Raw genomic sequence first — 12,743 nt, forward strand, 5'->3', positions numbered from 1 at the left:
GACCCTTGGGTCTGCCCCCAGCCCTTGGCGGGCCTCAGGCGGCCAGGCCGAGCGCCTGCTTTTGCAGCTTGACCAGGTCGGCGATGCCACCCTGCGCCAGGTCCAGCAGGCGGTTCATGCCGGCGCGGTCGAAGGCGGCGCCTTCGGCCGTGCCTTGCACTTCGATGAAGTGGCCGGCGTCGGTCATCACCACATTCATGTCGGTGTCGCAGTCCGAGTCTTCCACGTAGTCCAGGTCCAGCACCGGCATGCCCTTGTACACGCCGACCGAGATGGCGGCCACGAAGTGCTTGAGCGGCACGGCGGGGATCGCGCCGCGCTCGACCAGCCTGGAGAAGGCGTCGTAGGCGGCCACCATGGCGCCGGTGATGGAGGCGGTGCGGGTGCCGCCGTCAGCCTGGATCACGTCGCAGTCCAGGTTCAGCGTGCGCTCGCCGAACGCTTCCAGGTCGAAGGCGGCGCGCAGCGAGCGGCCGATCAGGCGCTGGATTTCCTGGGTGCGGCCGCTTTGCTTGCCGCGCGCCGCTTCGCGGTCCATGCGGGTGTGGGTGGAACGCGGCAGCATGCCGTATTCGGCCGTCAGCCAGCCCTGGCCTTTGCCCTTCAGGAAGCCCGGCACCCGGTCCTCGATGCTGGCGGTGCAGATCACCTTGGTGTCGCCGCATTCGATCAGCACAGAACCTTCGGCGTGCTTGGTGTACTGGCGCGTCAGGCGGATGGCGCGCAGCGCGTCGACGGGGCGGCCGCTGGGGCGGGATTCAAACGTCATGGGTCGGTCTTTCGGGGTAAGTGTTGGGAGGATTTTTCTATCGCGCCGCGGATCTCGGCAATGGCGCGCTCGATCTCGTCGTCGTCGAAAACGTCGGCTGCCGCCGCAGGTCCGCGCGCCTCGGCCCGGACAGCGCGGCTGATGGTGGTGTTGACCTGGTCTTCCGGCAGCATTTCAGTCGAGATCATACTGGACATGCCGACCGCCGTGGTGGGCGCGCCGTCGGCCACGGTGCCGCCCTGCCACATAATGGCCAGCGCGGTGGCGTTGTCGCCGGTGGCGCCGCCGATGGCAACGGCCGTCTGCAGCATGTCCGGCACGGCCCGCACCACGGTCTGGGTGGCCAGGCGGTGCGCCAGGTCCTCGTCGTCCAGCACCGACCAAAGGCCGTCGGAACACAGCAGCATCACGTCGCCCGGCAGCATGCTGGCGCGGCGCGACAGCTCCACTTTCGGCAGGCTGGTCGCGCCCAGGCAGTTATACAGCTTGTTGCGGTCCGGGTGGGTGGCGCGCTCCGAGGCGGGCACCAGGCCCTTGGCGATCAGGTTTTCCACGTGCGAATGGTCGCGCGTGCGCGCCAGCACCTGGCCGCCGCGCATCCAGTACAGGCGCGAGTCGCCGCAGTGCGCCCACACGGCGATATTGTGCTGGATCAGGCAGGCCACCACGGTGGTGCGCGGGGTTTCCGGCAGGTTGTGCATGGCCTTGTAGCGGTGGATCTCCTGGTGCGCGGCCATGAAGGCCTCCTCCAGGAAGCGCTCCGGCTTCTTCACATAAGGCATGGCCTGCTGCTGGAACAGGGTGGAGATGGTCTGCATGGCAATGGTGGCCGCCACTTCGCCGCGCAAATGGCCGCCCATGCCGTCGGCCAGCACCAGCAGCAGCGCGTCGCGCGTGAAACTGTAGCCCATGCGGTCCTGGTTGACCTTGCGGCCGCCGATGTGGCTTTCCTGATATACGGAGAATTGCATGGTCCCTGGATCGTCCTTATCGGTCAGGATTGCGTGGTCTGCGCAGCGTTCTTGCGTCCAAATCGGCCCAGCAGGCCGCGCACGTGGCCGCCCAGCCGCTCCAGCGTACCGCCCGCCGGGGCCGGCAGCGCCACCGGAGTTTGCAGCACTTTCTGCATTTCGAACAGGCTTTGCGGCCGCGCCAGCGGATCCAGCTGCAGCGCGCGGCGCACCAGCGCCACCAGCTCCGGCGTGTACAGGCCATCCAGTTTGGCGAAATGCCCGTCCATTTTATCCTCCTTGCGGCGCTGGTCGGCCGGCTGCGGCGGCGAACCGACCATGCAGGCGAACATCGACGCGCCTATGCTGTACACGTCGGTCCACGGCCCCAGCGGCTCGGTCTTCACATACAGCTCGGGCGGCGCGAAGCCGGGGGTGTACATCGGCGTGAGCTTGGGCAGGTCGCTATTGATGGTCTGGCGCGCCGCGCCGAAGTCCAGCAACATGGGCGTGCCGTCGGTGCGCAGATAGATATTGGCCGGTTTCAGGTCCAGGTGCAGCAGCTGGTTGGCATGCACTTCGCGCAGGCCTTTCAGCACCTGGGTGAATATCTGGCGGATAAAAGCTTCCCCCGCCTTGCTGCCCTTGGCGCGCTGCCGCTGTATATATTCTTGCAATGAATGGCCCGATTCATAGGCCATCACCATATACACAGTCTCGTTGGCGCGGAAGAAATTCAACACTCTTACAACATTTGGATGCGAAATCCGTGCCAGCGCCCGCCCCTCCTCGAAGAAGCATTTGAGGCCGATGCGGAACACCGGCAAATTGGCTTTCGCTATGGCCGGAGCCAATTCTCCGGGCTGGCGCAGCGCCAGCGCGCTCGGCAGGTATTCTTTTACCGCCACCGCATTGCCTTCCGCGTCATAGGCGAGGTAAACAATACTGAACCCACCGGACGCAATTTTCTTTACAATGCGATATCCAGCTATTTCCAGCCCATCCGGCAGTGGAGCGTTGTTCTGTGCAGCCATAGGATTTCCTTGCTTCAACATCCGGATTGTGTGGATAAATCACTGTTTTGTAAAGTTTAAATCGGGGACATCCATTGAGCATTTCCAGCATGACAGGCTACGCGGTTGCCACCAGCGAAAGCGCGGCCGGGACACTGACAATAGAAATCAAGAGCGTCAATTCACGTTTTCTTGACTTGCAGTTTCGAATAAACGACGATTTGCGCGCGCTGGAACCCGATTTGCGCACTGCCATTATGGCCGCCATTACGCGCGGCAAGGTTGAATTGCGGCTCAGTTTCGGCCGCAAAGCCGCCGGCGCCGGCGCCACCGCCCTGAATACCCCGCTGCTGGAGGAACTGGCCCGCCTGCAGGCCGAAGTCGGCAAGCATTTCGTCGCCGCCCCGGTCATGAGCGTGGCCGAGCTGCTGCGCTGGCCCGGCGTGGTGGAAGAAGCCCAGATCGGCCAGGAAACCCTGCAAGCGGACGTCGCCGCGCTGACCGCGCGCACCGTGGCCGCCTTCGTCACCAGCCGCCAGCGCGAAGGCGCGGCGCTGGAGGCCATGCTGGTGTCCCGCATCGAATCCATGGAAGCCATCGTCAAGCGCATCACGCCGCTGATCCCGCAAGTGGTGGCGGCCTTCCAGCAGAAAGCCATCGAGCGCATGCAGGAAGCGCTGGGCCTGGCCTGCCAGGGCTCCAACACCAGCCTGTCGCGCCAGGACGCCATGGAGCGCATCCGCCAGGAAGTGATCCTGTACGGCATCCGCATCGACGTGGCCGAGGAACTGGGCCGCCTGTCGGCCCACCTGACCGAAACCCGCCACATCCTGAAAAAAGGCGGCCAGGTCGGCAAGCGCCTGGACTTCATGATGCAGGAACTGAACCGCGAAGCCAACACCCTGGGCGCCAAAGCCTCGGTGAAAGAGCTGGCCGACGCGTCGATGGAACTGAAACTACTCATCGAACAGATGCGCGAACAGGTGCAAAACCTGGAGTAAGGTTTTCGCGTTTCGTTGAATCAGATAATGCCCGCTCGCGTAGCGGGCATTTTTTTTCACGTTCGCCATGCCGAAAAAGCTATCAATGCCGGAAAAAATGTGATCGTTCCCCTCTGAGAAATACGTCAAACTAAACACCCCCTAAAACGTATAACAAAGAGGAGCCGGGGATGTCCCGTTTCATTACGCCGCTTTGCGCGGCGCTTGCGTTGGCTGCGTCTGTTTGCACAAGCCCTTGCCTGGCCAAAGAACCCAGAACCTGGACGGCGGACAATGGCAATGGCACTTACACCAATCCCATTTTCTACGACGAGTTTTCCGATCCCGACATCATCAAGGTCGGCGACGAGTTTTACCTGACCGGCACCACCATGCACACCATGCCTGGCCTGCCCATCCTGCGCTCCAAGGACCTGGTGAACTGGCATTTCGTCGCCTACGCATCGCCCAAGCTCGATCTCGCCCCCGCGTTCCGGCTGGAAGATGGGAAAAACGTCTACGGCCGCGGCATCTGGGCTCCCAGCTTCCGCTATCACAAGGGGAAGTTCTACATCTTCAGCAACGTGAACGGCTACACCACGCAACTGTTCACCGCGACCGATCCGGCCGGCCCATGGACCCAGACGGCCATGAAGCGCTCCTTCCACGACCTCTCCGTCCTGTTCGACGATGACGGAAAAGCTTATGTCATCTGGGGCTATGACGAGGTCAAGCTCGCGCAGCTGAACGAGGACCTGAGCGACATCGTGCCAGGCTCGGAGCGCGTGATCATCAAGAAGGGCTCGGGCATGGGGGAAGGCTCGCATTTCTACAAGATCGACGGGAAATACTTCATCATCTCGGCGTGGTACAACGACCGCATGCGCATGCCCGCCGCGCGGGCGGACCGGCCGGAGGGGCCTTACGAGGTCAATCCCGCGATCAGCATCGACGAGGACTTCGGCCTGCACGAAGGCTACCGCCTGGCCAACAACAAGGTGCCGCCCTTTACCGTGCAGCCGCCGAACAAGGCGCCGAATGGCCGCGTGTCCCTGCACCAGGGCGGCGTGGTGCAGACTCCGCTGGGCGAATGGTGGGGCTTCTCCATGATGGACTACAACTCCGTCGGCCGGCTGGTCAATCTGTCGCCCGTGACCTGGAACGACGGCTGGCCGTATTTCGGCCTGCCGGGCAATCTGGGCCGCACGCCGCGCACCTGGGTCAAACCGAAAACAGCGGCGCCGACGCAGCCGCACGCGCCCTATCAGCGCAGCGACGGCTTCTCCGGCGCCGCATTGCAGCCCTTGTGGCAGTGGAACCACGTGCCGGACAACAGCCGCTGGTCCCTCACGGAACGCCCCGGCAGCCTGCGCCTGCACAGCCTGCCGGCAAAGAATCTGTGGGAAGCGAAGAACACGCTCACGCAGCGCGCCATCGGCCCGGATTCGAGCGCGACCGCCGTCCTGGATCTGAAAGGTTTGCAGCCTGGCGACGTGGCCGGACTGGCCCTGTTCGGCCGGCCGTATTCATGGCTGGGCGTCGAGCAAACTGCCGACGGCCGCCAGGTCGTGCTGTTCGACGAGCAGACGGGCGAACATAGCCGCGTGCCGCTCAAGGCGGAGCGCGTGTGGCTGCGCGTGGATGGCGACTTCATCTCGGAACGGGCGAAATTCAGCTACTCGGTGGACGGCAAATCCTTTGCGCCCATAGGACAGGAGCGCGCCATGGTGTTCCAGCTGCTCACCTTCCAGGGCATGCGCTACGGGCTGTTCAACTTCAACACCGCCGGCGCGGCGGGCGGCTTTGCCGACTTCGACGCCATCGACATCCACGAGCCCCATCCCGCTGGACTGATGCGCCCCATCCCCTTCGGCAAGCAGATCCAGTTGACGGACGCGCCTTCCACCATCCTTTCCGGCGCCTTTGCGGTGCGGGATATGAAGCTGGGCCGTGTCGCCTTGAGCCGCAACGGCCAGTTCCTCACTGTGGATAAGGACGCCAGGCTCACGCTGCAAAGCGGCCAGCCCGGCCCGGCGCAAAGCCTGCAATGGATAGAAACGCCCAATGGCGACCTGGTCTTGATGTCCCTGGTCACGCACCGCTTCATCCGCATCGATCCCAAGACCGGGGCCATCACGGCGGACAGCCCCGGCCCCAATTCGGGTGGCAGCGACGGCAGCCGCTTTGTCTGGAAGCTGAAGTAATAGTAGCCGGCCGGTCGACACTTGCAAATGAGAAGTGTTATCATTCTCATTTATTTGCAAACTTTGCGTCCGCGCCGGCCAACATCATGTCCAAGCTTTCCTCCGCCCTGCCCTTCCGTCCCACCCTGATCGCCGCAGCGGCGGCCGCGCTGGCCATGGCCTCGCCGGCGCTGCGCGCGCAGCAGGCAGAGGGCGTGGTCCCCGACGCCGCGCCGCTGGAAACCATCCAGATCACCGGCAGCTGGCTCGGTTCCGGCCTGCAGAACAGCGTGAAAAACTTCGCCGGCGCGCGCACCGTGCTGCAGAAGGAAGACATCGACAACACCGGCGCCGCCAGCATCGGCGACGTGCTGCGCCGCATCCCCGGCGTGCAGAGCACCGACAATTCCGGCACCGCCGGCAGCACCATCTCCCTCAACATCGGCGTGCGCGGCCTGACCGGGCGCTACTCGCCGCGCTCGACCGTGCTGCTGGACGGCATCCCGCTGGCGGTGGCCCCTTACGGCCAGCCGCAGCTGTCGTTCGCGCCGGTCAGCCTGAACAACATCGAATCGGTGGACGTGGTGCGCGGCGGCGGCGCGGTGCGCTACGGCCCGCAGAACGTGGGCGGCATCATCAACTTCCGCAGCCGCCCGGTGCCGGACACGCCGGGCCTGAGCGGCGACGCCTCGGTGCGCTACAACCACTTCGGCGAAGGCGGCCACAACACCCAGTACAGCGCCTTCGTCGGCTCGCAGCTGGACAACGGCCTCGGCGTGGCCCTGCTGTACTCCGGCATGGACGGCAGCGAATGGCGCGCCGGCAGCGACGAGAAGGTCAACGACCTGGGGCTGAAGCTGCGCTACAAGCTGGACGCGCGCAGCGAGGTGTACGGCAAGCTGAGCTACTACGACGTGACCTCCCGCACGCCGGGCGGCCTGACCGTGGCGCAGTACAACGCCAACCCCTTCCAGAACACCCGCCCCACCGACTTCTGGGACGGCGAGCGCAAGGGCGCGGACGTGGGCTACCTGAACGCGCTGTCGGCCACCCAGGAATTCGAGATCAAGGCCTACTACAACGAGAGCGACCGCCGCAGCGCGCTGATCAACGCCGCCAAGACCCAGCGCACCTACCAGCCGCGCAGCTACCAGGTGCTGGGCATCGAGCCGCGCTACACGCAGCGCTTCGCCGCTGCCGGCCTGACGCACGACCTGACCGTGGGCTACCGCTACCTGCGCGAGCGCGGCGACGACAACAACTATGTGCAGACCGTGGCCACCGGCGCCAACGGCGCCGTCTCCACCTTCGTCAACGCCACCGACGCGCACTCCTTCTACGTGGACGACCGCATCGCCTACGGCGCCTGGCGCGTCACGCCGGGCGTGCGCTTCGAGCGCATCAGCTCGGACCGCCTGGACGCGAGCGCCCAGCGCAGCTTCGCCACCGACAACGACAAGGCCCTGCCGTCGCTGAACGTGGCCTACCTGGTCAACCGCGCGCTGACCGTGTTCGCCAACTACCAGACCTCCTTCGGTTCGGTGCAGAACACCCAGCTCAACTCGCAGACGGCCGCCAACCCGCTCAACCCGGAACTGGCCAAGACCCACGAGCTGGGCGCGCGCTGGAAAACCGCCGCCGTGAGCGCCGAAGTCACCGCCTTCCGCCTGAAGTTCGACAACCAGATCATCCAGGTGCCCGGCTCCACGCCGCCCGTGTTCCAGAACATCGGCGCCACCAAGCACGAGGGCGTGGAAACCGCCGTCGACTACAGCTTCGACGACGCCGGCGCATTGGCCGGCCTGAACCTGTTCGCCAACTACAGCTACACCAAGGCCATCCAGGAATCGGGCAGCACCGCAGGCAAGGACGTGCCCTTCTACTCGCGCAACACCGACACCGTGGGCGCGCGCTACCGCATCGGCGCGTGGACCGCGAACCTGTCCAGCACGCACCAGACCAGGCAGTTCTCGGACGCGGCCAACACCGTGGCCGAGGCGGCCAACGCCGGCGTGGGCGAGATTCCCGGCTTCCGCCTGTGGAACGCGCAGCTGAACTGGAAACTGCCGGGCAAGCCGGGATACGAGGTGCTGGCCGGCGTGAACAACCTGGCCGACAAGCGCTACTACACCCGCAACGTGGACGGCAACCTGGGCCGCATGGTGGGCGCGCCGCGCATGGCTTACGTCCAGCTGCGCATGGCCTACTAAATCCCGCCGGAGCAGGCGGAAGTTTTTGTTACATCCCTCAGGTGCATGGCTTTACAATAAGACCTCTTCCCACCGAGGTGCGCATGGTCCGATACGCCGTTTGCCTGCTGTTGCTTGCGTGCGTGCCGCAGGCGGACGCAGTGACATTGCGGCTGTGCGTGGATGAACGCCCCTGGCCGCCCTACCTCACGCCCTCGGGCGACGGCATGGCGCAGCGCCTGCTCAGGGACGCCGCGCAGGAAGCCGGCGCCACACTCGCCACCTACGCCGCGCCGGTGACCCGCTGCCGCGAAGAGATACGCTACAACTCGGCGGACGGCTTTCCCATCGCACCGTACACGCCGGCGCTGCTGCCTTTCATGGCCTTCCCCATGCGCGGCGGCGAACCGGACCCGGCGCGGGCCGTCATGTCGGCCCGCACCCTGGCCTACCGCCGCACCGGCAGCGCCACGCACTGGGACGGCGTCCGCTTCACGCATCTGGCCACGCCGGTGCTGGTGCGTTTCGGCTCGGTGCTGATGATAGACAAGCTGGCCGCCATGGGCGTGCAGACCGACGACAGCGGCAAGACGCTGAGCGCCAACTTCGCCAAGCTGCTGGCGGGGCGGGCCGACATCGTGGTCGGCCTGGAAACGACCGGCCTGGCGCTGCTGGCGCTGCCCGAGTTCGCGGGCAAGATCGAGGCGCTGCCGGCGCCCTTCACCGAGGAAGCCTATTACCTGGGCCTGTCCAAGGCCTTCTACGACGCCCATCCCCAACTGAGCGAGCGCCTGTGGGACGCCATCGCCCGCCAGCGCCGCTCGCCCGCCTATCAGCGCGCCTTGCGCAAGGCGCTCGACGAGTCCCTGAAAGGGCAAAAAGACTAAGCCAGCAGCGCCTGGTAGGCCAGGCGCTTGAACTCGAACGTGTAGGGATTCCAGAAGCCCATCTGGCGCTGGGCCATCAGCACGCCCGCGATGTTATGGCGCGGGTTGATCCACCATTGCGTGCCCGCGATGCCGCCCCATTCGAATTCGCCCGTCGAGGCCGGCGGGTCGCCCGCGCCCGGCTGCAAGGTGACCGCGCCGCCCAGGCCGTAGCCCTTGCCGGGCACCGCGCCCACGGTGGGAAAGCCGATGCGGACGCCGGGCGGCAGTTGGTTGCGCATCATGTCGGCCACGGTGTCCGGCCGCAGCAGCGCGGTGGGCGAAGCCGGCAGCAGGCTGCGCAGCAGGGCCACCATGTCCGCCAGGGTGGACACCAGGCCGCCGCCGCCCGAGTAGCGCGCCACCGGGGTCAGATAGGCGCCGGGGAAAGGCGAACCGGCCAGGCGGCGCAGGCCGGGCGCGGTGGGATCGCCCCGGCTGGCGCCCGCGTAGTAGGCGGTCAGGCGCTCGTGCTTTTCCGGCGGAATGACGAAATACGTGTCCACCATGCCCAGCGGCGCGAAGACCGCCTGCGCCAGGTAGCGGTCGAAGCGCAGGCCGCTGGCCACTTCCACCACGCGCGCCAGCACGTCCGACGCAATCGAGTACTCCCACTGTTCGCCGGGATGGAAGGTCAGCGGCAGCGGCGCCAGCGCCTCGATCAGGCCTTCCAGCGAGCTGTCGGCATGCATCACGCGGCTGGCGCTGTAGGCCTGGTAGATCAGGCTGCCGGGATCGAGGAAGCCGTAGCTCAGGCCGGAGCTGTGGCACAGCAGATGGCGCACGGTGATGGAACGTCGCGCCGGTTCGCTGTCGTCCAGCCGCGTGGCGCCGGGGCGCAGCACGCGGCGCCGGCCCAGCGCGGGCAGATAGTTTTCCAGCGGCGCATCCAGCGCCAGCCTGCCCTGCTCCACCAGCTGCATGACGGCGACGCTGGTGACCAGCTTGGTGTTGGAAAAGACGCGGAACAGATGGTCCTCGCGCAGCGCCACGCCGGCTTCCTTGTCGGCCCAGCCCGTGCAGTGGCGGTCCACCACCTCGCCGCCCGCCAGCAGCGCGCAGGACGCGCCCGCCAGGATTTCCTGGTCCACCCACGCCTGCATGGCGCCGTGGACCGCATTGAATTGTGTGCTCATGCCAGAACGGTAGCGCATGCTGGCCGCCAGTTCAACCCAATCCGGCTCAGACCGGCGGGTGCGGCTGGGGGCGGTCGCGGCCTATGCCGTCGAACCAGTCCAGGGCGGCGGCCCAGAGCGTGTGGGACTGCGGGCGGAAGTAGCCCATGTGGCCGATCTTGCCGATGCCGGACCCGACAGGGTCGATGGTGATGCCGAACCAGGGCGCGTTGCGGTAGCCGCGCATGAAGGCGTCGCGCGAGTTGGGCGGCGCCCACAGGTCGTCCACCGCGTTGACCGCCATGATGGGCGCGCGCACCGTGTCGAAACCGGCCGCCACCTGGCGCATCGCCGGGTCGTCGAAGAAATAGTGCGGGTAGCGGCACCAGTGCTTCCACTGGCGGTACACGTCCAGCGGCAAGTCCTCGCCCATGCCCAGCTTGCTCCACGCCAGGCAGCCTTTCCAGCGCGTCAGCAGCGGGCCGATCACATTCCACATGATTTTCACGCGCACCCGCTCCAGCAGCGGCATCCAGCCGTGCCAGCCGGCGCCGGTGGCGAAGGTGTACAGGCCGTCCACCTTGTCGTGGTTGGGCAGCAGGCCGAAGGCGTGGCCGCCGTAGGAGTGGCCCACCATGCACAGCGGCACAGCCCGACCCGGCCCGGCGCCGCCGCCCTCGCCCGCCACGGCCTCCACCGCCGCCGCCAGATCCAGCCGGCCCCAGTCCAGGTAGTCCATGCGGAAGCCGCGCAAGGTCTTGGGCTTGGACAGGCCGATGCCGCGATAGTCCAGCGTCAGCACAGTGTAGCCCTTGGCGGCCGCGTATTCGGCGAAGCGGCGGTAGAAACCCTGCGGCACGCCGGTGGCGCCGGCCACGATCAGGCGCGCCCGCTCCGGCCCCTGGCTGCGGTAGCGCAGCGCCGCCAGCGCATAGCCGTCGGCCGCGTGCAGGGTGACGCGTTCGGGCTGGCCCGGACCGGATTTGGCGGCGGAGGCGGAAGGCGCGGCGACTGCGGCGGCGAGCTTGAAATGGGCGGTGGTCATGGCTTTCCTCGTGCGTTCAGGGTTGGGCGTAGAGCAGGGACAGCAGGGTTTCGGTGGCCTGCAGCATGGGGGTGGCGTCGTGCGCCACGCGGGCCTGCAGCAGGCCGCCTTCGTAAGCGGCCACCATCAGCGCGGCGATGCCTTGCGCGCGCGCTTCGCCGTGGCCTGCCGCCATCAGCGCGGCGGCGATGCGGGCGCGGATGGCGGCAAAGCCGTCGGCCAGCGCCTGGCGCAGCGCCACGTCGGCCGCCGTCGATTCCAGCGCCACCGCCGCCAAAGGACAGCCGCGCTCGAAGCCGCTGCCGTCCAGGCCGCGCAGCGCGCGCCCTATCCAGGCTTTCATGGCGGTGCGGGCGTCCGGTTCGCTGAGCATGAGCTTGTCGAGCGTGGCGCACATATAGGACACGGTGCTTTCTATGGCGGCCACCGCCAGTTCGTTCTTGCCGCCGGGGAAATGGTGGTAGAGCACGCCCTTGGGCGCCTGCGCCTGCGCCAGGATGTCGCTCAGGCCGGCGCCGTGCAGGCCGGTGTGCTGCAAAGTGTGGATCATGGCGGCGACCAGGCGCTCGCGGGTGGTGGGTGTTGTCATGATTGAATTCTATAGACCGGTCGGTCTAGCGGTCAAGCGCTATCTGACGTTATCATCCAAACAAGGAGGCGGCATGGGAAAACAGATCCGGGTGGGCATAGGCGGCTGGGACTTTGCGCCGTGGCGCGAGACTTTCTATCCCGCCGGGCTGGCGCAGAAGCGCGCGCTGCAATACGCCAGCCGGCAGGTCACCAGCATCGAGATCAACGGCACCTACTACCGCAACGCCAAGCCGGAACACTACGCCAACTGGGCCGCGCAGACGCCGGACGACTTCGTCTTTGCCGTCAAGGCCAGCCGCTACTGCACCAACCGCAAGGCGCTGGGCGAAGCGGGCGAATCGGTGGAGCGCTTCATGGACAGCGGACTCACCGAGCTGGGCGGCAAGCTCGGCCCCATCCTGTGGCAGCTCGCGCCCACCAAGCGCTTCGACCCGGACGAGCTGGAGGCCTTCTTCCAGCTGCTGCCCGCCAAGCTGGGCACGCGCAAGCTGCGCCACGTGCTCGACACGCGGCACGAGAGCTTCATGTGCGAGGACTATCTGAAGCTGGCGCGCCGCCACAAGATCGCCACGGTGTACACGGATTCGGACAAATATCCGTCCTACGCCGACCTGACGGCGGACTTTGTCTACGCGCGCCTGATGTGCGCGCAAGCGGACATCGCAACCGGCTACAGCGAGGCGGACCTGAAGCAATGGGCGGCGCGCGCGGCGCAATGGCAGGCGGGCGGACAGCCTGCGGGCCTGCCCTACGCCGGCCCGCCGGGCGCCGCCAAGGCCGGCACCAAAGCCGCCGGGCGCGACGTGTTCGCCTACTTTATCAACGGCGCCAAGGAGCGCGCGCCGGCGGCGGCGATGCGGCTGCTGGCCGAGCTAAGCAGCGCCAGCAACGCGGTACGTGACTGATGGCAATGGCTCTTGGTAGAATACGCCTTTGGGCGATGGCTTTTGCCGCAAGCCCACATTAGTTTTCGAAAGAACAA

11 protein-coding genes are annotated in these 12,743 nt (G+C 66.5%); 5 read left to right on the top strand and 6 right to left on the bottom strand.

Annotated elements, in window-relative coordinates:
- Positions 1-34: 34 nt before the first annotated feature.
- From rph to KT882_RS24815, 3 genes are read right to left on the bottom strand one after another with little or no spacing between them, the layout of a single operon-like run.
- Positions 35-769: a ribonuclease PH gene (gene rph / locus KT882_RS24805; RefSeq protein ID WP_228893563.1), complete on the bottom strand. Its 735-nt coding sequence runs from the start codon at positions 767-769 to the stop codon at positions 35-37.
- Positions 766-1,740, bottom strand: a complete 975-nt coding sequence (locus tag KT882_RS24810; RefSeq protein WP_228893564.1) for a PP2C family protein-serine/threonine phosphatase — start codon at positions 1,738-1,740, stop codon at positions 766-768. The genes rph and KT882_RS24810 overlap by 4 nt, the downstream gene beginning before the upstream one ends.
- Positions 1,741-1,763: 23 nt before the next feature.
- A complete protein-coding gene (locus KT882_RS24815; RefSeq protein WP_161073636.1) occupies positions 1,764-2,753 on the bottom strand; it encodes a serine/threonine protein kinase in 990 nt (329 codons plus the stop codon).
- Positions 2,754-2,842: 89 nt separating this feature from the next.
- Here KT882_RS24815 and KT882_RS24820 point away from each other — a divergent pair, with 89 nt between their 5' ends.
- The 4 genes from KT882_RS24820 to KT882_RS24835 all read left to right on the top strand — a co-directional run bounded on the left by KT882_RS24820 (position 2,843) and on the right by KT882_RS24835 (position 8,971).
- A complete protein-coding gene (locus KT882_RS24820) occupies positions 2,843-3,733 on the top strand; it encodes a YicC/YloC family endoribonuclease (RefSeq protein ID WP_228896752.1) in 891 nt (296 codons plus the stop codon).
- A gap of 170 nt (positions 3,734-3,903) precedes the next feature.
- Entirely contained in the window at positions 3,904-5,916 is a 2,013-nt protein-coding gene (locus KT882_RS24825; RefSeq protein WP_161073637.1) for a glycoside hydrolase family 43 protein, read from the top strand.
- 86 nt (positions 5,917-6,002) lie between these two features.
- On the top strand, positions 6,003-8,105 hold the full coding sequence (locus KT882_RS24830) for a TonB-dependent receptor family protein (RefSeq protein WP_228893565.1): 2,103 nt from the start codon (positions 6,003-6,005) through the stop codon (positions 8,103-8,105).
- A gap of 140 nt (positions 8,106-8,245) precedes the next feature.
- Entirely contained in the window at positions 8,246-8,971 is a 726-nt protein-coding gene (locus KT882_RS24835; RefSeq protein WP_228893566.1) for a hypothetical protein, read from the top strand.
- Here KT882_RS24835 and KT882_RS24840 read toward each other — a convergent pair.
- From KT882_RS24840 to KT882_RS24850, 3 genes are read right to left on the bottom strand one after another with little or no spacing between them, the layout of a single operon-like run.
- Positions 8,968-10,164 carry a serine hydrolase domain-containing protein gene (locus tag KT882_RS24840; RefSeq protein ID WP_228893567.1) on the bottom strand — a complete coding sequence of 399 codons (1,197 nt, stop codon included), beginning with the start codon at positions 10,162-10,164 and terminating at the stop codon, positions 8,968-8,970. The two genes, KT882_RS24835 and KT882_RS24840, sit on opposite strands and share 4 nt — an antisense overlap.
- Positions 10,165-10,192: 28 nt before the next feature.
- Entirely contained in the window at positions 10,193-11,170 is a 978-nt protein-coding gene (locus tag KT882_RS24845; protein ID WP_228893568.1) for an alpha/beta hydrolase family protein, read from the bottom strand.
- Positions 11,171-11,186: 16 nt separating this feature from the next.
- Complete coding sequence (locus tag KT882_RS24850) at positions 11,187-11,759, bottom strand: TetR/AcrR family transcriptional regulator (RefSeq protein ID WP_228893569.1); 573 nt, start codon at positions 11,757-11,759, stop codon at positions 11,187-11,189.
- A gap of 73 nt (positions 11,760-11,832) precedes the next feature.
- Here KT882_RS24850 and KT882_RS24855 point away from each other — a divergent pair, with 73 nt between their 5' ends.
- A complete protein-coding gene (locus KT882_RS24855) occupies positions 11,833-12,666 on the top strand; it encodes a DUF72 domain-containing protein (RefSeq protein ID WP_228893570.1) in 834 nt (277 codons plus the stop codon).
- The last annotated feature ends 77 nt before the right edge of the window (positions 12,667-12,743 follow it).

Origin of the sequence: Pseudoduganella aquatica (assembly GCF_020865585.1) — a bacterium.
In the GTDB taxonomy this organism is placed as follows: domain Bacteria; phylum Pseudomonadota; class Gammaproteobacteria; order Burkholderiales; family Burkholderiaceae_D; genus Rugamonas; species Rugamonas aquatica_A.

What these genes read in the sequence shown, in the direction of transcription:
- KT882_RS24840 (WP_228893567.1), bottom strand. Translation starts at nt 10,164, where the DNA reads ATGCGCTACCGTTCTGGCATGAGCACACAATTCAATGCGGTCCACGGC.
- KT882_RS24830 (WP_228893565.1), top strand. Translation starts at nt 6,003, where the DNA reads ATGTCCAAGCTTTCCTCCGCCCTGCCCTTCCGTCCCACCCTGATCGCC.
- KT882_RS24845 (WP_228893568.1), bottom strand. Translation starts at nt 11,170, where the DNA reads ATGACCACCGCCCATTTCAAGCTCGCCGCCGCAGTCGCCGCGCCTTCC.
- KT882_RS24825 (WP_161073637.1), top strand. Translation starts at nt 3,904, where the DNA reads ATGTCCCGTTTCATTACGCCGCTTTGCGCGGCGCTTGCGTTGGCTGCG.
- KT882_RS24855 (WP_228893570.1), top strand. Translation starts at nt 11,833, where the DNA reads ATGGGAAAACAGATCCGGGTGGGCATAGGCGGCTGGGACTTTGCGCCG.
- KT882_RS24820 (WP_228896752.1), top strand. Translation starts at nt 2,843, where the DNA reads ATGACAGGCTACGCGGTTGCCACCAGCGAAAGCGCGGCCGGGACACTG.
- KT882_RS24815 (WP_161073636.1), bottom strand. Translation starts at nt 2,753, where the DNA reads ATGGCTGCACAGAACAACGCTCCACTGCCGGATGGGCTGGAAATAGCT.
- KT882_RS24850 (WP_228893569.1), bottom strand. Translation starts at nt 11,759, where the DNA reads ATGACAACACCCACCACCCGCGAGCGCCTGGTCGCCGCCATGATCCAC.
- KT882_RS24810 (WP_228893564.1), bottom strand. Translation starts at nt 1,740, where the DNA reads ATGCAATTCTCCGTATATCAGGAAAGCCACATCGGCGGCCGCAAGGTC.
- rph (WP_228893563.1), bottom strand. Translation starts at nt 769, where the DNA reads ATGACGTTTGAATCCCGCCCCAGCGGCCGCCCCGTCGACGCGCTGCGC.